Below are 21,222 nucleotides of genomic sequence, written 5' to 3' on the forward strand. Positions count from 1 at the left end.
ATGGACAGCCATCTCATCACCGGCAACCGCCGCAGCCTGCAGGGCTTCGTGCCGACGCACTTCAGCTGGCGCCAGGAGGGCGCGGTCGGCGTGATCACGCTGAACCGGCCCGAGCGCAAGAACCCGTTGACCTTCGAGTCCTACGCCGAGCTGCGCGACCTGTTCCGCACGCTGGCCTACGTGGACGAGGTGAACGCGATCGTCGTGCAGGGCGCGGGCGGCAACTTCTGCTCGGGCGGCGACGTGCACGAGATCATCGGCCCGCTGACGAAGATGTCGATGCCGGACCTGCTCGCGTTCACGCGCATGACCGGCGACCTGGTCAAGGCGATGCGGGCCTGCCCGCAGCCCGTCGTGGCCGCGATCGACGGCGTGTGCGCCGGCGCGGGCGCGATCATGGCGATGGCCTCGGACCTGCGCGTGGGCACCGCGCGCAGCAAGACCGCCTTCCTGTTCACACGCGTGGGCCTGGCCGGTTGCGACATGGGCGCCTGCGCGCTGCTGCCGCGCATCGTGGGGCAGGGCCGCGCGTCGGACCTGCTCTATACCGGCCGCAGCCTGGGCGGCGAGGAAGCGCTGCAGTGGGGCTTCCTGAACCGCCTCGCCGATCCCGACGCGCTGGAATCGCAAGCGGTGAGCTGGGCCGCGGAGATCGCCGCGGGTCCCAACTTCGCGCATGCGATGACCAAGCGCATGCTGCATCAGGAGTGGACGATGGGTGTGGACGAGGCCATCGAGGCCGAGGCGCAGGCCCAGGCGATCTGCATGATGACGCAGGACTTCCACCGCGCGTATCACGCGTTCGTCGCCAAGCAGCGGCCCGAGTTCCAGGGCGATTGAGGACGGTCATGCAGCATCTGAGACACCTGGACTGGCCGTTCTTCGACGACCGGCACCGCGTGCTGGCCAGCGAGCTCGACGCGTGGTGCGCGAGGCATCTCGCGCACGGCGCGGTCGATCACGACGATGTGGACGCTTCGTGCAAGGCGCTGGTCAAGACGCTGGGCGAAGGCGGCTGGCTGACGCACGCGGTGGCGGGCGAGGGCGAGGCCATCGACACCCGCGCGATCTGCCTGCTGCGCGAGACGCTCGCGCGCCACGACGGGCTCGCCGACTTCGCCTTCGCGATGCAGGGCCTGGGGTCGGGCGCGATCTCGCTGATGGGCACGCCCGCGCAGCGTGCCGCCTACCTGCCGCGCGTCGCGCGCGGTGAGGCGCTCGCGGCCTTCGCCCTGTCTGAGCCCGAGGCCGGATCGGACGTGGCCGCCATGCAATGCGCGGCGCGCCTGGACGGGGACCACTACGTGCTCGACGGCGAGAAGACGTGGATCTCCAACGGCGGCATCGCCGATTTCTACGTGGTGTTCGCGCGCACGGGGGAGGCGCCCGGTTCGCGCGGCATCAGCGCCTTCATCGTCGACGCCGGCTCGCCGGGCTTCGAGATCGCCGAGCGCATCGACGTCATCGCGCCGCATCCGCTGGCGCGTCTGCGCTTCTCGGGATGCCGTGTGCCGAAGACCGCGATGGTCGGCGCGCCGGGCGAGGGCTTCAAGGTGGCGATGCGCACGCTGGACGTGTTCCGGACCTCGGTCGCCGCGGCGTCCCTCGGCTTCGCGCGTCGCGCGCTGGAGGAAGGCCTGCATCAGGCCAAGGAGCGCGCCATGTTCGGCGCGACGCTGGCCGACCTGCCGCTGACGCAGGCCAAGCTCGCGGACATGGCCTGCACCGTCGACAGCAGCGCGCTGCTGGTCTACCGCGCGGCCTGGGAGCGCGACCAGGGGCGCACGATCACGCGCGAGGCCGCGATGGCCAAGCTGATGGCCACCGAAGGCGCGCAGCGCGTCATCGACGCGGCGGTGCAGCTGCACGGCGGGCGCGGCGTGCGGCGCGGCGAGATCGTCGAATCGCTCTACCGCGAGATCCGCGCGCTGCGGATCTATGAAGGCGCCAGCGAGGTCCAGCAACTGATCATCGGACGCGATCTGCTGAAGAACGGATAAGGACGCCCCCCCATGCACCGCACCGCCCACGTCGACACCTTCGCCCGCGATCACCTGCCGCCGCCGGACCAGTGGCCTGAGCTGGTCTTCGACCTGCCGGAGCTGCAGTTCCCCGAGCGCATGAACTGCGCGTGGGACTTGCTGGATCGGTGGGTGGACGGCGGGCAGGGCGGGCAGGGCGCACAGGGCGGTGACGCGAGCCTTCTCGGTGGCGGCAACGGCAACGGCGGTGTCATCGTCGGCGCGGGCCGTCACGGTGTCGAGGTCCGATGGACCTACGCCGAGCTCCAGGCACAGGCCAATCGCATCGCCCATGTGCTGGTGAACGAGCTGGGCGTGGTGCCGGGCAACCGGGTGCTCCTGCGCGGCGCCAACACGCCGGCGCTGGCGGCGTGCTGGTTCGCGGTGATGAAGGCCGGCGCGATCGCGGTCGCGACGATGCCGCTGCTGCGCGCCAAGGAACTGGCCCAGGTGATCGACAAGGCGCAGGTCACGCATGCGCTGTGCGACGCGGCGCTGGTCGAGGAGCTGTCCGCCGCCCAGGCGCTGTGCCCGGTGCTGACCCGTGTCTGCCGTTTCCACGACGACACGCCCGATGGGCTGGAAGCCCTGGCGGAAAGGCAGTCGCCGCGCTTCGAGAACGTCGACACCGCCTCGGACGATTGCGCGCTGATCGCGTTCACGTCGGGCACGACGGGGCAGCCCAAGGGCACGATGCACTTCCATCGCGACGTGATCGCGATCTGCCGCTGCTGGCCGGTGCATTGCCTGCAGGCCCGGTCCGACGACGTCTTCATCGGCAGCCCGCCGCTGGCCTTCACATTCGGACTGGGCGGGCTGCTGCTGTTCCCGATGAGCGTCGGCGCTTCGGCCGTGCTGCTGGAGAAGGCGTCCCCCGATCTGCTGCTCGCGGCGATCGCCCGTCACCGTGCCACCGTGTGCTTCACCGCGCCGACGTCCTACCGCGCCATGGCGATGACGGTCGCGCAGGCCCGGGCCGAGGCGGGCAAGCCTGTGCCTGACCTGTCCTCGCTGCGCAAGTGTGTGAGCGCGGGTGAGGCATTGCCGGCCGCGACTCGCCAGTTGTGGAAGGACACGACCGGGATCGAGTTGATCGACGGCATCGGCGCGACCGAGATGCTGCACATCTTCATCTCCCACACCGAGGGCAGCGCGCGGCCCGGCGCGACCGGCAAGCCGGTGCCGGGATACCGCGCGCGCATCGTCGATGACGAGGGGCGCGAGCTGCCGCCCGGCGCCGTCGGCAAGCTCGCGGTGCAGGGCCCGACCGGATGCCGCTACCTCGCCGACGACCGACAGCTCAAGTACGTGAAGGACGGCTGGAACCTCACCGGTGACGCCTACCTCGTCGATGCCGACGGCTACTTCGTCTACCAGGCCCGTACCGACGACATGATCATCTCCGGCGGCTACAACATCGCCGGTCCGGAGGTCGAGTCCGCGCTGCTGGCGCATCCGGCGGTCGCGGAGTGCGCCGTGGTCGGCGTGCCCGACGAGGAGCGCGGCCAACTGGTCAAGGCCTTCGTCGTGCTCAAGCGGGACATCGCAGGCGGCGTCGGCGCCGACGCCCCCGACGCTGCCGATGCCATCGCCGCGCAGGCCGCGTTGGCCGCGTTGGCCAAGGCGCTGCAGGACTTCGTCAAGGCCACGATCGCGCCGTACAAGTACCCCCGTGCGATAGAGTTCCGCGCCGAACTGCCCAAGACCGAGACCGGCAAGTTGCAACGTTTCCGCCTGCGTCAGCAGTAAGCGCAGTCTTCCGACCGTCCCCTCCCTTTCTTCCCGGAGTCACCGATGAAGATGACGTCGAAGTCCCTCGCGATCCTGCTGGCCACGGCCGGCGCGTTTCCCCTGGCGGTGTCCACCGCGCACGCCGCCGACAAGCTCAAGGTCGGCATGCTGAGCACGCTGTCCGGCGCGGGCGCCGGACTGGGCGTCGACATCCGCGACGGCTTCGCGCTCGCGGTCGCGCAGAACGGGGGCAAGCTCGGCGGATTGCCGGTGGAGACGGTGATCGCCGACGACCAGCAGAACCCCGAGGTGGCCAAGCAGTCCGCCGAGCGGCTGCTCAAGCGCGACAAGGTCGACGTCATGACCGGCATCGTGTTCTCCAACGTCATGCTCGCGGTCGGTCCCGGCGTCTTCGCCGCACAGGTGCCCTACGTCAGCGCCAATGCCGGCCCGTCGCAGTACGCCGGCGAGCAGTGCAACCCGTACTTCTTCAACGTCGCCTGGCAGAACGACAACCTCCACGAGGCCGTCGGCAAGACGGTGATGGACAAGGGCTTCAAGAAGGTGGTCGTGCTCGCGCCCAACTACCCGGCGGGCAAGGACGCGGTGGCCGGATTCAAGCGCTACTACAAGGGCACGGTGGCCGACGAGATCTACACCAAGCTCGGCCAGCTGGACTACGCCGCGGAGCTCGCGCAGGCGCGCGCGGCCAAGCCCGACGCGATGTACATCTTCCTGCCCGGCGGCATGGGCATCAACTTCATCAAGCAGTTCGTCGGCGCGGGACTGTCCAAGGACATCACGCTGTTCGGGCCGGGCTTCTCCGCCGATGAGGACGTGATCAAGGCGGTCGGCGAGCCGATGCTGGGCATGTTCAACAGCTCGCACTGGGCGCATGACCTGGACAACCCGGCCAACAAGCGCTTCGTGGCGGACTTCGTGAAGGCCTACGGCCGACTGCCGTCGCTGTACGCGAGCCAGGGTTACGACGCGGCGCAGCTGATCGGCGCGGCGGTGCGCGACGTCAAGGGCAAGGTCGAGGACAAGCCGGCGTTGCTCAAGGCGCTGAAGGCAGCGAAGTTCGACTCGGTGCGCGGCGCCTTCCGCTTCAACCACAACCAGTACCCGGTGCAGGACTATTACCTGCGCGTCATCACCAAGGACCCGCAGGGCCGCGTGACCAACCGGACGCTGGGCAAGATCTTCGAGCAGCACGCGGATGCCTACGCACCGCAGTGCAAGATGAAGTGACCCGGCGCATGACGCGACGACCGACACGACACCGGGCAGGGCGCTGAACGATGGACGCGATCCTCGTGGCCGAGCAGCTGCTCAACGGGCTGCAGTTCGGGCTGATGCTGTTCCTGCTGGCGGCCGGGCTGACGCTGGTCTTCGGCATCATGGACCTGATCAACCTGGCGCATGGCTCGCTGTACATGGTCGGGGCCTACCTGGCCGCGGCGGCGATGGCCGCGGGCGCGTCCTTCGGCGTGGCGGTGCTGGCGGCGGTGGCGGGCACGGCCGTGCTGGGCATGGCGCTGGAGGTCACGCTGTTGCGCCGGCTCTACCAGCGCGACCACTTGAGCCAGGTGCTCGCGACCTTCGCGCTGATCCTGATGCTCAACGAGGGCGTGCGCCTGATCTGGGGCGAGCAGCCGCTGATGCTGAACACGCCGGCCGCCTTGTCCGGTCCGGTGGAGCTGCTGCCCGGGCTGATGTATCCGGCCTACCGGTTGCTGATCATCGGCGTGGGACTGGCGGTGGCGGTGGCGCTGTATGGGCTGGTGACGCGCACGCGCTGGGGCATGTGGGTGCGCGCGGGCGCGTCCAACCGCGCGATGACCACGGCGATGGGCGTGCCCGCCGATCGGCTGTTCACCGCCGTCTTCGGCGTGGGCGCGGCGCTGTGCGCGCTGGCCGGCTCGCTGCTGGGCCCGCTGCTGGCGGTGCAGGTCGGCATGGGCGAGAGCATCCTGATCCTGGCGTTCGTCGTCATCGTGATTGGCGGCATCGGCTCGATCCGGGGCGCGCTGGTGGGCTCGCTGCTGGTGGGGCTGGTGGACACCGGCTCGCGCACGCTGCTGCCCGCGGTGCTGCGCCAGGTCGCGTCGCCGGAGGTGGCGTCCACGGTCGGACCGGCCGTCGCGGCCATCCTGATCTACGTGCTGATGGCGGCGGTGCTGTTCTGGAAACCGCGCGGCCTGTTCCCGGCGCGCGGCTGAATCGAGAAAGGCAGCGATGAGCGAATCGATCCGAGCCCGGCACACGATGCTGCATCACCGCGGCCTGGGCGCGATGACCTGGGCGGTGTTCGCGGCGCTGGCCGTATTGCCGCCGGTGCTGCAGGCCTTCGGGCTGGAGTTCTACACGGTGGTCGCCACGCGCGTGCTGATCTTCGCGATCGCGGCGACCAGCCTGAACCTGATCCTCGGCTTCGGCGGGCTGGTGAGCTTCGGCCATGCGGCCTTCGTCGGCCTGGGCGCGTACACGGTGGCGGTGCTGGCGGACGCGGGCGTGGGCTCCGCGTGGATCGCCTGGCCGGTGGCGATGGCGGTGTCGGGCCTGGCCGCGGCGGTGATCGGGGCCATCAGCCTGCGCACGCGCGGCGTGTACTTCATCATGATCACGCTGGCCTTCGCGCAGATGTTCCATTACCTGGCGGTGTCGCTGAAGGCCTATGGCGGCGATGACGGCTTGCCGGTGGCGGCGCGCTCGACGCTGGCCGGCCTGCCGCTGAACCTGGCCGACGACGCGTCGTTCTACTGGGTCGCGCTGGCGCTCTTCGCGATCGTGTTCCTGGCGCTGCGTCGACTGGTGAATTCGCCGTTGGGCTGGCTGCTGCAGGCCGCGCGCGAGAACGAGACGCGCGTGGCCGCGACCGGCGGCCGCGTCTTCGCGGTGCAGTGGACGGTGTTCGTCGTCGCGGGCGCTGTCGCGGGCCTGGCCGGCGCGCTGCTGGCCAATCTCAACGGGCTGGTGTCGCCGCACCTGATGCACTGGTCGCAGTCGGGCCAGCTGATGGTGATGGTCATCCTCGGAGGCGCTGGCGCGCTGTGGGGCGGACCGCTCGGCGCGGCGGTGTTCCTGCTGCTGGAGGAGCTGCTGTCGGGCGTGACCATCCACTGGCAGTTCGCGCTCGGCGCGATCCTGCTGGCCGTGGTGCTCTTCGCGCCGCGAGGACTGGCGGGACTGCTCGCTGGACGGTTGGGTTTACCGCGAGCGACGACCAAGGCGGGAGGCCGCCATGCGTGACGTCCGTGACGCGCGAGACCCGCGTGACGACGCCCGGCCGTCGCAACTGCCCGCGCTGGCGCTGCTGCAGGTCCATCGGCTGGTGAAGCGCTTCGGCGCGCTGACCGCCACCGACGAGGCGAGCTTCTCCGTGCGGGCCGGCGAGACCCATGCGTTGATCGGCCCGAACGGGGCGGGCAAGACGACGCTGATCCATCAGATCTCCGGCGCGCTGGTGCCCGACGCGGGCGGGCTGTTCCTGGACGGCGAGGACATCACCGCGCTGCCGATGCCGCGTCGCGTGCGCGAGGGCCTGGTGCGCTCGTTCCAGATCACCAGCCTGTACAAGCGCTTCACGGTGCTGGACAACGTCGTGCTGGCGGTGCTCGCGCGGCGGGCGTCGGCGCCGTCGTGGTGGCGCATGGCGCGCGCGGATGACGCGGCCTATGCCGATGCCGAGGCGATGCTCGCGCTGACGGGGTTGGCCGCGATGGCCGACCGCGTCGCGGGCAGCCTCGCGCACGGCGAGCAACGCCAGCTGGAGCTCGCGCTCGCGCTGGCGGCCAAGCCGCGGCTGCTGTTGCTGGACGAGCCGATGGCCGGCATGGGGCCGGATGAATCGGCGCGGATGGTCGAGCTGCTGGCCGCGCTCAAGGCCCAGCACCTGACGCTGTTGCTGGTGGAGCACGACATGGACGCGGTGTTCCGGCTCGCGGATCGCGTGTCGGTGCTGGTGAGCGGGCGCGTGATCGCGAGCGGCACGCCCGACGAGATCCGCGCCGACGCCGCGGTCCGGGCGGCCTATCTTGGCGACGAGACCGATCCCGAGGTGACGGAGGTGCGCGCATGAGCGAGCCGCTGCTGGAGATCGACGGGCTGCGCGCCGGTTATGGCGACAGCCAGGTGCTGTTCGGGCTGGACCTGCGCATCGAGACGGGCGAGGTCGCCACGCTGCTGGGCCGCAACGGCATGGGCAAGAGCACGACGCTGCGTTGCCTGACCGGCTGGCTCGCGCCCACGGGTGGCCGCATCCGCTTCGCCGGCGAGGACGTCACCGGCTGGCGGGCGGACCGCATCGCGCGGCTCGGACTGGCCATCGTGCCCGAGGGGCGCCAGGTGTTCCCCAACCTCAGCGTGCTGGAGCACCTGCGCGCCTTCGAGGCCAACCGCTGTCGCAGCGCGGACCCGTGGACGGTCGAGCGGGTCTTCGCGCTGTTCCCGCGGCTGCGCGAGCGCGCGGGCAATCTCGGTCAGCAGCTGTCGGGCGGCGAGCAGCAGATGCTGGCCATCGGCCGCGCGCTGGTGACCAATCCGCGGCTCCTGGTGCTGGACGAGGCCACCGAGGGCCTGGCCCCGCTGATCCGCGAGGACATCTGGCGCTGCCTGGACACGCTGCGTCAGGCGGGGCAGACCATCCTGGTGGTCGACAAGTACGTGCGGCGCCTGGTGCGGCTGGCCGACCGGCACAGCATCCTGGCGCGCGGCGAGGTCGTGTGGCGGGGGGACTCGGCGGCGCTGGCCGCGGATCCGTCGCTATGGCAGCGGCATCTGGGCGTGTGAGGAGATGGATGTGATGACCCCCGCCTTCGAGCGCGACGTGCTGATCCGCTTCGGACATTGCGATCCGGCCGGCATCGTCTTCTTTCCGCGCTACTTCGAGCTGCTCAACGCGTTCGTCGAGGACTGGTTCAACGACGGGCTGGGCGTGTCCTATGCCGAGCTGATCGGCCCCCGGCGGGTGGGCTTGCCCACGGTGCAGCTGCAGACCAATTTCGAGCGCATCAGCCGCATGGGCGACCGGCTGACGCAGCGGCTGTGGATCGAGCGCGTGGGTCGCAGCTCGCTGTCGCTGCGCGTGAGCGTCGACGGCGCGGACGGTCCGCGGGTGAGCTTCGGCCAGGTGCTGGTGTGCACCTCGCTGGAGACGCACCAGTCGCAGCCGTTCCCCGACGATGTCCGGGCCGCGCTGGTGCGCGCGGTCCAGCAACAACAATCCCATCAATCGTCATCGCAGTAGAGGAGTCCGACGATGAGCCAATACAACAACGACAAGCACGACAAGCGCGTGCTGCAGCCCGCGGACTGGGCCGCGCCACGCGGTTATGCCAACGGCGTTGCGGCGGTCGGCACGCAGGTCTTCGTCGCCGGGCAGATCGGCTGGAACGGCCGGTGCGAGTTCGAGAGCGACGATTTCGTCGCGCAATGCCGGCAGGCGCTGCTCAACATCAAGGCGGTGCTGGCCGAGGCCGGCGCCGAGCCGCGGCACATCGTGCGGATGACCTGGTACCTGCTGGACAAGCGCGAGTACGTGGCGCGCGGGCGCGAGGTCGGTCAGGCGTATCGCGAGGTGCTGGGCAGCGAGTACGGCATCGCGATGACCGCGGTGCAAGTGGCCGGGCTGATCGAGGACCGTGCGAAGGTTGAAATCGAGGTGACGGCGGTCGTGCCGCCGCGGGACTAGGATCGGTGGCAGGCCGCGCCGCCCGCCGAGCGCGCGCATCGTCATCGCTGACGCATTCAAGAACGGAAGAGACATCATGAGCCAAGCATCCAAGGCCGCCCATTCGAGCAAGGCCGCATTCCACTGGGACGATCCGCTGCTGCTGGAGCAGCAGCTGAGCGACGACGAGCGCGCGGTGCGCGACGCGGCGCGGGCGTACTGCCAGGACCGGCTGGCGCCGCGCGTGCTGGAGGCCTTCCGCCACGAGAAGACGGACGCGGCGATCTTCCGCGAGATGGGCGAGCTGGGGCTGCTCGGCCCGACGATTCCCGAGGAGTACGGCGGCGCCGGCTTGAACTACGTCTGCTACGGGCTGATCGCGCGCGAGGTGGAGCGCGTGGACAGCGGGTATCGGTCGATGATGAGCGTGCAGAGCTCGCTGGTCATGGTGCCGATCAACGAGTTCGGCAATGAGGCCACGAAGCGCAAGTACCTGCCCAAGCTGGCCAGCGGCGAGTGGATCGGCTGCTTCGGCCTGACGGAGCCGAATCACGGGTCGGACCCGGGATCGATGGTGACGCGGGCGCGCAAGGTCGACGGCGGGTATGCGCTGACGGGCAGCAAGATGTGGATCACCAACAGCCCGATCGCGGATGTGTTCGTGGTCTGGGCCAAGGATGACGGCGGGCAGATCCGCGGCTTCGTGCTGGAGAAGGGCTGGAAGGGCCTGAGCGCGCCGGCGATCCACGGCAAGGTGGGCCTGCGCGCGTCGATCACCGGCGAGATCGTGATGGACGAGGTGTTCTGCCCGGAGGAGAACGCCTTCCCGGACGTGCGCGGGCTGAAGGGCCCGTTCACGTGCCTGAACAGCGCGCGGTACGGCATCGCGTGGGGCGCGCTGGGCGCGGCGGAATTCTGCTGGCACACGGCGCGGCAATACACGATGGACCGCAAGCAGTTCGGCAAGCCGCTGGCGGCCAATCAGCTGGTGCAGAAGAAGCTGGCGGACATGCAGACCGAGATCGTGCTGGGGCTGCAGGGCTGCCTGCGGCTGGGGCGGATGAAGGACGAAGGGACGGCGGCGGTGGAGATCACGTCGATCATGAAGCGCAACAGCTGTGGCAAGTCGCTGGACATCGCGCGTGCGGCGCGGGACATGCTGGGCGGCAACGGCATCAGCGACGAGTTCGGCATCGCGCGGCACCTGGTCAACCTGGAGGTGGTCAACACCTACGAGGGCACGCACGACATCCATGCGCTGATCCTGGGCCGCGCGCAGACGGGGATCGCGGCGTTCTGACGCGACGACTCGTCGGACAAGGGAAGGGCGCCTGCGGGCGCCTTTTCTGTTTTTGGGGGGCGTGGATGGCTCCCAAGTCATATGCAGAAAGTTGCAAAAACGCGTCTTTCTGAATATGGTTTGGGGATGGGTCCATTGGAACGATTCATCGACGAGCAACTCGCAAGAGGGCGCTCCACCTTCTCGCGCGAGGAGTTGGCAGCCGGTCTGCCGCTGACCGACTCGGGCCTGCGTTCCGCCCTGGTTCGCCTAGGGAAGCGTCATCGCCTGGTCAGCCCCTACAAGAACTTCTACGTGGCTCTGCGCCCTGAGCACGTGTGGATGGGCGCGCCGGACGCCGAGCAGTGGATCTCGCCGCTGATGGGCCATTTGGGTCTGGACTACCGCGTGTCACTGCTGCGCGCCGCCGAGCTGCACGGCTCCTCGCATCAAGCAACGATGGTGTTTCAGGTCGTCGTTCCGAAGCAGTTGCGCGGCATCGAGATTGGCCGCCAGCGCATCGAGTTCATCAGCCAGGCGCCAGGTGAATTCAACGCGGTCAATCAGAGCGAATTTCTGACGAGCATCAAGTCGCCCACTGGCTTTGCGAAGGCGGCAGGCATCGAATTGACCCTCCTCGATGCTGCTCGTTATCTGGACAAAGCGGGTGGCATCAACGGCGTCGCCCAGATGGTGTGGACCTTCGGCGGCAGGGCCGCACCGCGGCGCTTGTCGCGACTGGCTGCCCATTACGAGACGCCGTGTATCCGACGACTCGGCTTTCTTTTCGAGCACTTCCAGCATCACCGGCAGGCAAAGGCCCTGGAGGCTTTTGGCGCGTCAGCGAAGACGAACGTCCTTCTGGACCCATTCGCCAAACCGACGATCCCCTCACTGGCGATGGAGTTCGAGCGGGACGCCACCTGGAAGCTCCTCTTGAATGGGGAGGTGGAGATTGACCGTTGATTCCTCAAGCCTTCATCAATGACTGGATGGCTCATGCGCCTTGGGCCAACCAGCGCCAAGTCGAGCAGGACCTGCTCATCTGTCGCGCCTTGTGCGACCTTTTCAATGCGCCGGCGCTGAAAGGGCGGATTGCCTTTCGAGGCGGGACGGCGATCAACAAGCTGTTGTTCGAGCGGCCGCTGAGGTACTCCGAGGACATCGATCTGGTGCAGACGATTCCCGAGCCGATCGGACCGACCCTCGATGCGATCCGGGAGGCCTTGTCATGGGTGGGGACGCCGATACGCAAGATCGCCGGGCATTCCATGCATCTGATGTACCGCTTTCATCCCGAGGCCGCGCCGACCGAGCGCCTTCAATTGAAGGTGGAGATGAACACGCGGGAGCATGCGCATCTGATGGGCCTGCGACAAATGCCCTTCGCCATGGAGAACGGCTGGTACAGCGGCCGCTGCGAGATCACGACCTTCGCACCGGAGGAGCTGTTCGGGACCAAGTTGAGGGCGTTGCTCCAGCGGCGCAAGAACCGCGATCTCTTCGACATGCATCACGGGCTGAAGGGCTTGGGGTTGGACCCGGATCGGGTGATCGCGGCGTTCCGCCATTACCTCGGCCTGGAAGGCGTCACCATCACGCGCGCGCAGGCCGAGGAGCGGATGCTTCGGCGCTTGGTTGCGAGCCTGACCGATGACATCGGTCCGATGCTGCCGGCGGGCGTGCGCTTCGAGGTGCCCGATGCAATCGAGGCTTTCGAGAAGGTCTGGGTCGAGCTCATCGCGCGCTTGCCCGGCGACGGCTGGAAGATGATGGCGAAAGTGCTGGAGGAACTGCGGGAGAAGAAGTTTCCTCATTTGCTGAGGGAGACCGCGCTGTCCTGAATCGCCTCGTGCGTACCTGGCCTCAGCGATCATGCGCCGTCAGAAGCGAGCCGCGAAGAACTGCAGGCCCATGACGATGGCGTTCTGCAGGACGTGAGGGATCAGAAGGACCAGGAAGTGGCGAGGGCGGTCGGCGTTCCTCCATCTCTGCCATGCCCACGCAAAGATGGTGAATGAGGCAGCAGGCCCGAAGAACCACATGGGATGAAGCGAGGCATGAGCCGCACCGGCGACAACTCCGATCACGAGACTGGTCGCCCACACGCGACCCGTGCTGCGAGCCAGGCTTGCGGCGGCCCACAGCAGGACAGACTCCGCGAGTGGCGCGAGCAGCACAGTACCGGCCCAGTCCATGGGCCGGAACAACTGCTCTGGCCCGGACGCTACCTTAACGTTGAGCGCTTGGAAGAGAGCGATCGCCAAGCCTTGGAGAGCGCTTGCCGCCAGTAGCGAGAGGCAAGTGATCTTCAGGCAGTAGATCGCCAGCGGATCGTCGGGCGAGGGGAAAACTTGCCAGCCACGGGCTTGTTTGATCGGACCCGCGATGGGTCCAGTGTGTTGAGGACGCATGCGGTGCGTGTCCTGGAGGATTGGAGAGGAGGCGCCGGCATGGCGTCGACGACCACGCCGGCGCATGGCTCAGCTTACGCGGTCATTTGCGATTGGCCGATACGTTCCCAGGTGCCTTCGTCGGCACCGCCGGGGCCCTGCTGGTTCACCCAGGAGCCGAAGCCCTTGATGGCGTCCCAGGCTGCCGATGCCACGACGCCCGCGGCGACCCCAGCGAGAAAGCCGCCAGATACCTGATCGATCTCCTCCATGGTCAACTCGACCAACACTTCGTCTTGAGTCATCTTCTTTTCCTTTCAGCGACCGATTCCACTCGGCCCATGGTCCCTTGCCGGATTGCAAGTGAACGTGGGCCATTCTGAGAACGAGGAGGTCAGTTGAATAGAACTTCGATGCGCTAGATCATTGATGTCATCTGCGTGAGGGTTGAATCCATGCTTGGCTCCCTCGGTCCGCTTTGCGCAGATGCGTCGACCTGTCCTCCCCGCGACACCCGCTTACCCTGCTCGGTAGGACGATCCGCCGCAGACCGGACCCGCTCGATGGTCCGGCGCGATCAGGAGACGACTGCATGGACCTCATCGACCAGATCCCCTCGCTCCACGGCAAGGTCAGCGACGCCGAATGGCAGCTGCGCGTGGACCTCGCTGCCTGCTACCGGCTCGTCGCCCGCTACGGCTGGAGCGACCTCATCTTCACCCACATCAGCGCCCGGCTCCCCGGCGATGCCCATGAGTTCCTCATCAATCCCTATGGGCTGATGTTCGACGAGATCACCGCGTCCAGCCTCATCAAGGTCGACGCCTCGGGCAACAAGCTCCAGGACACGCCGTTCCCCGTCAACCAGGCCGGCTTCATCATCCACTCCGCCATCCACGCCGCGCGCCCCGACGTCGGCTGCGTGCTGCACACCCACACCCGCGCCGGTGTCGCCGTCTCCGCGCAGAAGGCCGGTGTGCTGCCGATCTCGCAGCAATCGACCTTCGTGCTGGCCTCGCTCGCGTATCACGACTACGAAGGCGTGGCCATCCGCCCCGACGAGCAACCGCGCCTGCAGCACGACCTCGGTGACAAGATCTTCTACTGCCTGCGCAACCACGGCCTGCTCACCGTCGGCAAGTCCATCGGCGACGCCTTCCTGTCGATGTATACGTTCGAGAGCGCCTGCCAGATCCAGATCGCCGCGCAGTCCGGCGGTGCCGAGCTCACTCCCGTCGACGACGCCATCATCCGCGGCACCGCGGAATCGATGCGCGTGCAGACCGGCGGACTCGGCGGCGCCTTCGTCTGGCCGACGCTGCTGCGCCAGGCAAGGCGTCATTGCCCGGGTTTCGATCGCTGACCTGCCGAGTCAGATCCACACGCGCGGTCGGCGTCCCGCGCGCGCCTCGCCGAGCAGGCGTCGCGTGCGCGCGTCCAGCGCGGTCTCGGGCACGTGCTCGAGTACCAGCCGCGCGAAGTCCGGCAGCCCGGAGAGTCCCGTCGACACGCGGACCTTCGCGCCGGCCGCGTCTTCCAGCACGAACCACTTCATCGTCGGCGAGAAGCGCACCCGTCGCACCTCGGCCCATTTCAAGCTGACGCGGCCGCTCAGGCGGCGGCCCGCATCGAGCCCGTCCTCGCTCAGCAGGTGCCGCGCGCGGAAGTAGTCGACGACCATCGGTAGCGCCATCAGGCCCAGCGCGACGAAACACACGGCGGTGCCCAGCGTCGCGACGGCGTGCTTGCCCGAGACGGCGGACACGGCCGCGAGCCAGAAGAAGAAGGCCGCGCTCAGCATGCCGGTCACGAGCGTGCTGAGCGGATGCCGCATGGAAATGGTCATCGCGGGAGTATCGAGGCCGTGCCCTTCGGCGCGGCGAGCGGCTGGGCGTTGAAGAACAGCACCAGCTCGCGCACCGTGCGGACCCGGCCGTTGAGGGGATTCGCCGACGCGTTGATCTGCATCAGGCGCTCCCAGTCGATGGCGCGGCGCTGGTGTGCGATGTCGGCTCCACGCAGGCGAGCATCGCCTCGATGAGCCGCGCGCCCTGGCGCTCGCGCAGGCAGTAGAGGTACTCGCGCACCAGCGGCATTTCAATGTCGAAGGGCAGGGCGATCAAGTCGGGGTGACGACCGGTCTCGTGCGCGGCGAAGATGCTCACGCCCAACCCGCGCACGACGGCCTCGCGCAGGGCCTCGCGGCTCGCGATCTCCATCTGCGCGCGCGGCCGCACGCCGGCCGCATCCAGCGCCTGCTCGCCAAGCTGACGGGTCATCGAGCCCCGCTCGCGTACCAGCAGGGTCTCCCCCGCGAGCGCGTCCAGCGGCACCGCCGCATGCCGGGCCAGCGCGTGGCCGCGCGGCACCAGCAGCACCAAGGGGTCGGCGCCCAGTTCGAGCCGATGCAGCCGAGGGTCCTCTTCCAGGTGGCTGGACGTCGCCAGGTCCACCTGATAGGCGAGCAGCGCATCCACCATCTGGCGGGAGTTGCCCGCTGACACGCTGAGCTCCACCTGCGGGTGACGGGCGCGGAAGCGTTGGGCCAGCGCCAGCGTGTAGTAGGGCGCCGTCGCGCCCAGCCGCAGCGTGCCGCCCTGCAGTTCAGCCGAGTTGCGCAGCGCGAATTCGATGTCCAGCTCCTGCTGCAGCAGCCTGTCCACCTGCGGCATCAGCCGCCGGCCGGCCTCGCTGAGCGTCAGGCGGCCGCCGCCGCGGTGGAAGAGCTCCACGCCGTACTGCTCCTCGAGCGCGCGGATCTGCGTGGTCACCGTCGGCTGCGACAGCCCCAGCTGGCGCGCCGCGCCGGTGATCGAGCCCAGACGGGCTACGGCGAAGAAGGCCTTGAGCTGATTCACCAGCATGACCGGGGTCCCAAATCCGCCAATACCGGCTTTCGGGACTTTGGGCCGTTTGACGCGTCAATGACATATGCCATTCCTACAGTGTCGCCCATTGACTGCCGGCCTCGAGCCGGTCCCCCGTGCGGGTTCCCCCGATCCCGTGCCCACATCCCCCGATGGAGCGCCCATGCGTCTGAAGTCCTTCTCGACCGTCCTGCACACCGCCGCCGCGCTCACGCTCGCGGCCATCGCCGCGCTGAGCAGCCCCGAGGTCCGCGCCCAGGGCAAGACCGAGCTGCTGGTCTACAGCGCGTTGGAAGCCGATCAGATCAAGGCCTACAAGACCGCCTTCGAGCAGGACCATCCGGCCATCGAGCTCAAGTTCGTCCGCGAATCCACCGGCATCGTCACCGCGCGGCTGCTGGCCGAGAAGTCCAATCCCCAGGCCGACGTCGTCTGGGGCCTGGCGGCCACCTCGCTGATGCTGCTGGACAAGGAGGGCATGCTGGCCGCCTACGCGCCCAAGGGCCTGGAGCAGGTCCGCGCGACGATGCGCGACCCGCGTCCGCAGCCGACCTGGGTCGGCATGGACCTGTGGTCCTCCGCCGTGTGCTTCAACACCGCCGAGGCCGCCAAGCGCCATCTGCCCAAGCCGGCGTCCTGGGCCGACCTGACCCAGCCCGTCTACAAGGGCCTGCTGACCATGCCGCATCCGGCGTCCAGCGGCACGGGCTACCTGATGGTCTCCGCGTGGCTGCAGATGATGGGCGAGACGCAGGGCTGGGCCTTCATGGACGCGCTGCACCAGAACATCGGCGTGTACACGCACAGCGGCTCCAAGCCCTGCCGTCAGGCGGGTGCGGGCGAGTTCCCGGTCGGCCTGTCCTTCGAGTACCGCGCCAACAAGACCAAGAAGGAAGGCGCGCCCATCGACATCGTCTTCCCCAAGGAAGGCCTGGGCTGGGACGTGGAAGCCACCGCGGTGATGAAGACGACGAAGAAGCTGGAGGCCGCCAAGGCGCTCGCGGACTGGTCGGTGACGCGCAAGGCCAACGAGCTCTACGCGAAGAACTTCGCCGTGCTGGCGCTGCCCTCGGTGCAGGAGCAGCTCGAGTACGTGCCCTCCGACCTGGACAAGCTGCTGGCGAAGAACGACTTCAACTGGGCCGCGGCCAATCGCGACCGCATCCTCGCCGAGTGGTCGCGCCGCTACGAGGCCAAGGCCGAGAAGAAGTGATCGGGTGAACCGCGCCATGCTGCATCTGCGTCAGATCACCAAACGCTTCGGGCCTCAGACGGTGCTGCAAGGCATCGATCTGGACCTGCGCGCCGGCGAGTTCGTCTCGCTGCTCGGGCCGTCGGGCTGCGGCAAGACCACGCTGCTGCGCGTGGTCTGCGGCATCGAGCGGCCGGACCTCGGCCAGGTGCTGATGCAGGGCGAGGACATCACCGGCTGGCCGGCCTCGCGACGCCGCTTCGGCGTGGTGTTCCAGTCCTACGCGCTGTTTCCCAACCTGACGGCGATGGAGAACGTGCGATACGGCTTGTCGGCCTTGCCGCGGCGCGAGGCGGTCGAGCGCGCGTCGGAGCTGCTCGCGCTGGTGGGTCTGCTGGAGCAGGCGGACAAGTTCCCCGCGCAGCTCTCCGGGGGGCAGCAGCAGCGTGTGGCGCTGGCCCGGGCGCTGGCGCCGCGTCCGCGGTTGTTGCTGCTGGACGAGCCGCTGTCGGCGCTGGACGCGCAGGTGCGCCAGGAGTTGCGCGCCGAGATCCGCGCGTTGCAGCAGCGCCTGGGCATCACGACGCTGATGGTGACGCATGATCAGGACGAGGCGCTCGCGATGTCGGACCGCGTCGTGCTGCTGGCCAAGGGGCAGATCGCGCAGCAGGGCGCGCCGCGTCAGCTCTACGAGCAGCCGGCCAGCGCGCTGGTGGCCGGCTTCGTCGGGCGCATGAACTGGCTGGACGGCCAGGTCGTCGCCGAGGGCCGCGTGCGCGTGGGCACGACGCTGCTGGACGCCGACACGCGGCTGTACAAGACCGGCAGCGTGGTGCGCATCGGGATCCGGCCCGAGGCCATCCGGCTGGTCGCCGCGGAGGGCGCGCCGCTGCGCGCGCGCATCGAGACCTTGCAGTTCCAGGGGCCGGTGACGCAGGTGGCGCTGCACTGCGAGGCGCTGGGCGTGGGGCAGGAACTGATGCTGGAACTGGCCAGCGCGGAGGCGGTAGAGCTGGTCGAAGGCGAAACGCGCGGCCTGGCGCTGCCGGCGAACGCGCTGCAGCTCTTCGACGCGCCGCTGTCGATGCGGAGGGCGGCGTGAGCAGCGCCACTCCAGATCAGGCCTCCATCCATCACCCTCGCCCGCGCAGCGGGAGAGGGCAGGGGGTGAGGGCTCTCCGAAGGGCACTGAGCAACCTCGCCGAGCCCTCACCCCAACCCCTCTCCCGCTCCGCGGGCGAGGGGCTTCATGGCGGAGTTCATGTCGAGGCGTGGGTGCTGCGTCTCCTGCTTGGCGCAGGGCTGGTCGTGCTCACCGTGCTGATCCTGTTGCCGCTCGTGTCCCTGCTCGCGCAGAGCGTGCTCGATGGACAGGGGCGTTTCGTCGGCGTGGCGCATTTCGTCGCGTACTTCTCCACGGGCCGCTGGGCCGCGATGCAGAACAGCGTCGTGCTGTCCGCCGTCTCGTCGCTGCTGTGCGTGGCGCTCGCTTACGGCTACGCCTGGGCGCTGACGCACACGTCGCTGCCGGCGAAGGCGCTGTGGCGCGCGCTCGCGCTGTTGCCGCTGCTGGCGCCGTCGCTGCTCGCGGCCATCGGCCTGGTCTACGCCTTCGGCAACCAGGGGCTGCTCAAGCCCGCGCTGACCGCGCTCGGCGTGGACAGCCTCTACGGCCCCGTGGGCATCGTGATCGGCTCGGTGCTGTGGACCTTCCCGCACGCGATGCTGATCCTCGTCACCACGCTGTCCAGCAGTGACGCCCGCCTCATCGAGGCGGCCCGATGCCTGGGCGCGGGCGGCGGCCGGGTGTTCCGCACGGTCACGCTGCCGGCAAGCCGCTACGGCGTGCTGATCTCGCTGGTGGTGGTCTTCGTGCTGGTGCTGACGGACTTCGGCGTGCCCAAGGTCGTCGGCGGACAGACGGCCATGCTGGCCACCGACATCTACAAGGAAGTCGTCGGTCAGCAGCGCCTGGACCGCGGCGCCGTCGTGGCGCTGCTGCTGCTGGTGCCGGCGCTGGGCGCCTTCGTGCTGGAACAGCGGCTGCGCGCGCGTCAGCGCGCGACGCTGAGCCTGCGCGCCGTGCCGCATGTGCCCGAACCCCACGCGCCGCGCGACCTGGCCGCATTGCTGTACTGCGCGCTCGTGGCCGCCGCGCTCGTGGGCGTCTTCGGCATCGCGGTCTACGCGTCCTTCGCCCAGTACTGGCCGTATCAGCTCACCCCGACGCTGTCGCACTACCAGTTCGACATGAGCGACGGCGGCGGCTGGGCCAGCTATGGCAACTCGCTGCGCGTGGCGGTGTGGACGGCACTCGCGGGCACCGTGCTGAGCTTCCTGCTCGCGTGGCTGGTGGACAAGCCGCGTGGACTGCGCGCCGGCCGCGGGCTGTTGAACGCGCTGGCCACGCTGCCGATGGCGGTGCCCGGTCTCGCGCTGGGCCTGGGCTACATCCTGTTCTTCAACGCGCCGTGGAACCCGCTGCGCGGCTGGTATGGCGGGCTGACGATCCTGGTGCTGTGCACGATCGCGCATTACTACTCGGTCGCTCACCTGACGCAGCTCGGCGCGCTTCGACAACTGGACCCCGAATACGAACGCGTGGCCGAGTCGCTGGGTCTGCCGTTCTGGACGCATCTGCGCCGCGTGCATCTGCCCATCGCGATGCCGACGCTGGTGCAGGTGGCGGGCTACTTCTTCGTGAGCGCATTGACGACGGTGTCGGCGGTGGTGTTCCTGTACTCGCCGGATACGACGCTTGCCGCGATCGCGGTGCTCGCGATGGACGACGCGGGCGACACCGCACCCGCCGCTGCGATGGCCACGCTGCTGTTCGCGACCGCGGCGGTCGGGCGCGGCGTCATCGGCCTCATCGGCCACGTGCTGGTGCAACGCACGCAGCGCTGGCGCGCGCGGTGATTGCAATCCTCATTCCCTTCGATCCCTCCATTCATGACCTGTGATCTCCTGGTGATCGGCGCCGGCATCGTCGGCCTGGCCCACGCGTGGGCCGGCGCCAAGCGCGGCTGGCGCGTCGTTGTCATCGAACGTGACGCCGCCTGCATCGGCGCGTCGATCCGCAACTTCGGCTTCGTGACCGTGACAGGCCAGCAACGCGGCGCGCACTGGCAGCGCGCGCGACGCTCGCGCGACCTGTGGGCCGAGCTCGCGCCCCAGGCCGGTCTGCGCATCGAGCACGCCGGCCTGCTCGTGGCCACCCGTGGCGAGGATGGCGCCGAGGTGCTGGACGCCTTCCTCGACACCGAGATGGGCGAGGGCTGCGAGCGCCTGACCGTCGCGCAGGCACTGCAGCGCCAACCCGGCCTGCGCGCCGAGGGACTCGTTGGCGGCCTGTACAGCCCGCACGAGTTGCGCGTCGAATCGCGCGACGTCATCCCCCGCATCGCCGCCTGGCTGGCCGAGACACATGGCGTCGAGTTCCACTTCGGCGAGTCGGTGCTGGAGGTCGAAGCCCCGCATGTGCGGACCTCCCGCGCGAGCTACCGCGCCGAGCGGGTGGCCGTCTGCGCCGGGGCTGAGCTGCACGGCCTCTTCGCCGACCGGTGGACGCCGCATGCGCTGTCGCTGTGCCAGCTGCAGATGCTTCGGGTCCGTCCGCCCTCGGGATTCCGGCTGAACGCCGCGCTGATGGCCGACCTGAGCCTGGTGCGCTACGACGGCTATGCCGCGCTGCCCGAGGCGGCGCCGCTGCTGCGCCGGCTGTCCGCCGAGCGCCACGACGCGCTGGCGCACGGCATCCATCTGATCGTGGTGCAGAGCGCCGACGGGACGCTGGTGGTCGGGGACTCGCACCACTACGGGCCAGTGCTGCCGCCGTTCGCGTGCGAGGCCGTCGATCGGCTGATCCTCGACGAGCTGCATCGCCAGCTCGCGCTGCCCTCGCTGGAGGTCGTCGAGCGCTGGACCGGCGTCTATCCGGTGAGCGCGCAGGCGCCTTGCCTGATCGAGGCGCCCGACGAGCGCACGCGGCTCGTGATGGTCACCAGCGGCACCGGCGCGAGCACCGCGTTCGGGCTCGCGGAGGAAGTGCTCGCGGGCTGGTAGGTG

The 21,222-nt window shown here is 69.0% G+C and carries 23 protein-coding genes; 18 read left to right on the forward strand and 5 right to left on the reverse strand.

The annotated features are described in order from the left end of the window. The 13 genes from ACNI65_RS06800 (at window position 1) to ACNI65_RS06860 (ending at window position 12,546) form a co-directional block, all read left to right on the forward strand. Entirely contained in the window at window positions 1–840 is an 840-nt protein-coding gene (locus tag ACNI65_RS06800) for an enoyl-CoA hydratase family protein (protein WP_416761976.1), read from the forward strand. 8 nt (window positions 841–848) lie between these two features. Continuing rightward, on the forward strand, window positions 849–2,000 hold the full coding sequence (locus ACNI65_RS06805; RefSeq protein WP_416761978.1) for an acyl-CoA dehydrogenase family protein: 1,152 nt from the start codon (window positions 849–851) through the stop codon (window positions 1,998–2,000). Window positions 2,001–2,012: 12 nt separating this feature from the next. Further along, window positions 2,013–3,770 carry an AMP-binding protein gene (locus ACNI65_RS06810; protein ID WP_416761980.1) on the forward strand — a complete coding sequence of 586 codons (1,758 nt, stop codon included), beginning with the start codon at window positions 2,013–2,015 and terminating at the stop codon, window positions 3,768–3,770. A 45-nt stretch (window positions 3,771–3,815) separates the two neighbouring features. Further along, window positions 3,816–5,003 (forward strand): ABC transporter substrate-binding protein, encoded by a 1,188-nt coding sequence (locus ACNI65_RS06815; RefSeq protein ID WP_416761982.1) that lies wholly within the window; start codon window positions 3,816–3,818, stop codon window positions 5,001–5,003. 50 nt (window positions 5,004–5,053) lie between these two features. Continuing rightward, window positions 5,054–5,974 (forward strand): branched-chain amino acid ABC transporter permease, encoded by a 921-nt coding sequence (locus tag ACNI65_RS06820; protein WP_416761984.1) that lies wholly within the window; start codon window positions 5,054–5,056, stop codon window positions 5,972–5,974. Window positions 5,975–5,990: 16 nt separating this feature from the next. After that, on the forward strand, window positions 5,991–7,004 hold the full coding sequence (locus ACNI65_RS06825) for a branched-chain amino acid ABC transporter permease (RefSeq protein WP_416761985.1): 1,014 nt from the start codon (window positions 5,991–5,993) through the stop codon (window positions 7,002–7,004). Then, window positions 6,997–7,833, forward strand: a complete 837-nt coding sequence (locus ACNI65_RS06830; protein WP_416761986.1) for an ABC transporter ATP-binding protein — start codon at window positions 6,997–6,999, stop codon at window positions 7,831–7,833. The genes ACNI65_RS06825 and ACNI65_RS06830 overlap by 8 nt, the downstream gene beginning before the upstream one ends. Next, window positions 7,830–8,543, forward strand: coding sequence for an ABC transporter ATP-binding protein (locus ACNI65_RS06835; protein ID WP_416761987.1), 714 nt, complete (start codon window positions 7,830–7,832; stop codon window positions 8,541–8,543). The genes ACNI65_RS06830 and ACNI65_RS06835 overlap by 4 nt, the downstream gene beginning before the upstream one ends. A gap of 13 nt (window positions 8,544–8,556) precedes the next feature. After that, window positions 8,557–9,000 (forward strand): acyl-CoA thioesterase, encoded by a 444-nt coding sequence (locus ACNI65_RS06840; RefSeq protein ID WP_416761989.1) that lies wholly within the window; start codon window positions 8,557–8,559, stop codon window positions 8,998–9,000. 12 nt (window positions 9,001–9,012) lie between these two features. Beyond that, on the forward strand, window positions 9,013–9,444 hold the full coding sequence (locus ACNI65_RS06845; protein WP_416761991.1) for a RidA family protein: 432 nt from the start codon (window positions 9,013–9,015) through the stop codon (window positions 9,442–9,444). Between the two features lie 76 nt (window positions 9,445–9,520). Then, window positions 9,521–10,723 carry an acyl-CoA dehydrogenase gene (locus ACNI65_RS06850; RefSeq protein WP_416761992.1) on the forward strand — a complete coding sequence of 401 codons (1,203 nt, stop codon included), beginning with the start codon at window positions 9,521–9,523 and terminating at the stop codon, window positions 10,721–10,723. A gap of 135 nt (window positions 10,724–10,858) precedes the next feature. After that, entirely contained in the window at window positions 10,859–11,668 is an 810-nt protein-coding gene (locus tag ACNI65_RS06855) for a type IV toxin-antitoxin system AbiEi family antitoxin domain-containing protein (protein WP_416761993.1), read from the forward strand. Next, window positions 11,665–12,546 (forward strand): nucleotidyl transferase AbiEii/AbiGii toxin family protein, encoded by an 882-nt coding sequence (locus tag ACNI65_RS06860; RefSeq protein ID WP_416761994.1) that lies wholly within the window; start codon window positions 11,665–11,667, stop codon window positions 12,544–12,546. The genes ACNI65_RS06855 and ACNI65_RS06860 overlap by 4 nt, the downstream gene beginning before the upstream one ends. 39 nt (window positions 12,547–12,585) lie before the next feature. Here the strand turns inward: ACNI65_RS06860 and ACNI65_RS06865 are convergent, their stop codons facing one another. Together ACNI65_RS06865 and ACNI65_RS06870 are read right to left on the reverse strand one after the other, a co-directional pair. Then, a complete protein-coding gene (locus ACNI65_RS06865) occupies window positions 12,586–13,116 on the reverse strand; it encodes a hypothetical protein (protein WP_416761995.1) in 531 nt (176 codons plus the stop codon). A 74-nt stretch (window positions 13,117–13,190) separates the two neighbouring features. After that, window positions 13,191–13,400, reverse strand: a complete 210-nt coding sequence (locus tag ACNI65_RS06870) for a hypothetical protein (protein WP_416761996.1) — start codon at window positions 13,398–13,400, stop codon at window positions 13,191–13,193. Window positions 13,401–13,687: 287 nt separating this feature from the next. On the opposite strand from ACNI65_RS06870, the gene ACNI65_RS06875 reads away from it, so the two are divergent. Beyond that, a complete protein-coding gene (locus ACNI65_RS06875) occupies window positions 13,688–14,458 on the forward strand; it encodes a class II aldolase/adducin family protein (RefSeq protein WP_416761998.1) in 771 nt (256 codons plus the stop codon). A gap of 9 nt (window positions 14,459–14,467) precedes the next feature. Here ACNI65_RS06875 and ACNI65_RS06880 read toward each other — a convergent pair whose 3' ends face one another. Genes ACNI65_RS06880 through ACNI65_RS06890 form a run of 3 tightly spaced genes read right to left on the reverse strand, consistent with a single transcriptional unit; the run spans window position 14,468 to window position 15,959 of the window. Further along, window positions 14,468–14,941 (reverse strand): hypothetical protein, encoded by a 474-nt coding sequence (locus ACNI65_RS06880; protein ID WP_416761999.1) that lies wholly within the window; start codon window positions 14,939–14,941, stop codon window positions 14,468–14,470. Next, window positions 14,938–15,063 carry a hypothetical protein gene (locus tag ACNI65_RS06885; RefSeq protein ID WP_416762001.1) on the reverse strand — a complete coding sequence of 42 codons (126 nt, stop codon included), beginning with the start codon at window positions 15,061–15,063 and terminating at the stop codon, window positions 14,938–14,940. Before ACNI65_RS06885 ends, ACNI65_RS06880 begins: the two co-directional genes overlap by 4 nt. Next, window positions 15,063–15,959: a LysR substrate-binding domain-containing protein gene (locus ACNI65_RS06890; RefSeq protein WP_416762002.1), complete on the reverse strand. Its 897-nt coding sequence runs from the start codon at window positions 15,957–15,959 to the stop codon at window positions 15,063–15,065. Before ACNI65_RS06890 ends, ACNI65_RS06885 begins: the two co-directional genes overlap by 1 nt. A 166-nt stretch (window positions 15,960–16,125) precedes the next feature. Between ACNI65_RS06890 and ACNI65_RS06895 the strand changes: the two genes are divergently transcribed. From ACNI65_RS06895 to ACNI65_RS06910, 4 genes are all read left to right on the forward strand, one after another. Continuing rightward, window positions 16,126–17,175 (forward strand): putative 2-aminoethylphosphonate ABC transporter substrate-binding protein, encoded by a 1,050-nt coding sequence (locus tag ACNI65_RS06895; protein ID WP_416762003.1) that lies wholly within the window; start codon window positions 16,126–16,128, stop codon window positions 17,173–17,175. 16 nt (window positions 17,176–17,191) lie between these two features. Further along, window positions 17,192–18,256, forward strand: coding sequence for an ABC transporter ATP-binding protein (locus ACNI65_RS06900; RefSeq protein WP_416763582.1), 1,065 nt, complete (start codon window positions 17,192–17,194; stop codon window positions 18,254–18,256). A 173-nt stretch (window positions 18,257–18,429) separates the two neighbouring features. Continuing rightward, window positions 18,430–20,073 carry a putative 2-aminoethylphosphonate ABC transporter permease subunit gene (locus tag ACNI65_RS06905; RefSeq protein WP_416762005.1) on the forward strand — a complete coding sequence of 548 codons (1,644 nt, stop codon included), beginning with the start codon at window positions 18,430–18,432 and terminating at the stop codon, window positions 20,071–20,073. A 33-nt stretch (window positions 20,074–20,106) separates the two neighbouring features. Continuing rightward, the gene (locus ACNI65_RS06910) at window positions 20,107–21,219 is read left to right on the forward strand and encodes a TIGR03364 family FAD-dependent oxidoreductase (RefSeq protein WP_416762006.1); all 1,113 of its coding nucleotides are present in this window, start codon (window positions 20,107–20,109) and stop codon (window positions 21,217–21,219) included. The last annotated feature ends 3 nt before the right edge of the window (window positions 21,220–21,222 follow it).

This window comes from Roseateles sp. So40a, from assembly GCF_048081605.1.
In the GTDB taxonomy this organism is placed as follows: Bacteria; Pseudomonadota; Gammaproteobacteria; order Burkholderiales; family Burkholderiaceae_C; genus Roseateles.

Coding starts and splice junctions, on each gene's coding strand:
- ACNI65_RS06800 (WP_416761976.1), top strand. CDS start 1: ATGGACAGCCATCTCATCACCGGCAACCGCCGCAGCCTGCAGGGCTTC.
- ACNI65_RS06805 (WP_416761978.1), top strand. CDS start 849: ATGCAGCATCTGAGACACCTGGACTGGCCGTTCTTCGACGACCGGCAC.
- ACNI65_RS06810 (WP_416761980.1), top strand. CDS start 2,013: ATGCACCGCACCGCCCACGTCGACACCTTCGCCCGCGATCACCTGCCG.
- ACNI65_RS06815 (WP_416761982.1), top strand. CDS start 3,816: ATGAAGATGACGTCGAAGTCCCTCGCGATCCTGCTGGCCACGGCCGGC.
- ACNI65_RS06820 (WP_416761984.1), top strand. CDS start 5,054: ATGGACGCGATCCTCGTGGCCGAGCAGCTGCTCAACGGGCTGCAGTTC.
- ACNI65_RS06825 (WP_416761985.1), top strand. CDS start 5,991: ATGAGCGAATCGATCCGAGCCCGGCACACGATGCTGCATCACCGCGGC.
- ACNI65_RS06830 (WP_416761986.1), top strand. CDS start 6,997: ATGCGTGACGTCCGTGACGCGCGAGACCCGCGTGACGACGCCCGGCCG.
- ACNI65_RS06835 (WP_416761987.1), top strand. CDS start 7,830: ATGAGCGAGCCGCTGCTGGAGATCGACGGGCTGCGCGCCGGTTATGGC.
- ACNI65_RS06840 (WP_416761989.1), top strand. CDS start 8,557: ATGACCCCCGCCTTCGAGCGCGACGTGCTGATCCGCTTCGGACATTGC.
- ACNI65_RS06845 (WP_416761991.1), top strand. CDS start 9,013: ATGAGCCAATACAACAACGACAAGCACGACAAGCGCGTGCTGCAGCCC.
- ACNI65_RS06850 (WP_416761992.1), top strand. CDS start 9,521: ATGAGCCAAGCATCCAAGGCCGCCCATTCGAGCAAGGCCGCATTCCAC.
- ACNI65_RS06865 (WP_416761995.1), bottom strand. CDS start 13,116: ATGCGTCCTCAACACACTGGACCCATCGCGGGTCCGATCAAACAAGCC.
- ACNI65_RS06870 (WP_416761996.1), bottom strand. CDS start 13,400: ATGACTCAAGACGAAGTGTTGGTCGAGTTGACCATGGAGGAGATCGAT.
- ACNI65_RS06875 (WP_416761998.1), top strand. CDS start 13,688: ATGGACCTCATCGACCAGATCCCCTCGCTCCACGGCAAGGTCAGCGAC.
- ACNI65_RS06880 (WP_416761999.1), bottom strand. CDS start 14,941: ATGACCATTTCCATGCGGCATCCGCTCAGCACGCTCGTGACCGGCATG.
- ACNI65_RS06885 (WP_416762001.1), bottom strand. CDS start 15,063: ATGCAGATCAACGCGTCGGCGAATCCCCTCAACGGCCGGGTCCGCACG.
- ACNI65_RS06890 (WP_416762002.1), bottom strand. CDS start 15,959: ATGCTGGTGAATCAGCTCAAGGCCTTCTTCGCCGTAGCCCGTCTGGGC.
- ACNI65_RS06895 (WP_416762003.1), top strand. CDS start 16,126: ATGCGTCTGAAGTCCTTCTCGACCGTCCTGCACACCGCCGCCGCGCTC.
- ACNI65_RS06900 (WP_416763582.1), top strand. CDS start 17,192: ATGCTGCATCTGCGTCAGATCACCAAACGCTTCGGGCCTCAGACGGTG.
- ACNI65_RS06910 (WP_416762006.1), top strand. CDS start 20,107: ATGACCTGTGATCTCCTGGTGATCGGCGCCGGCATCGTCGGCCTGGCC.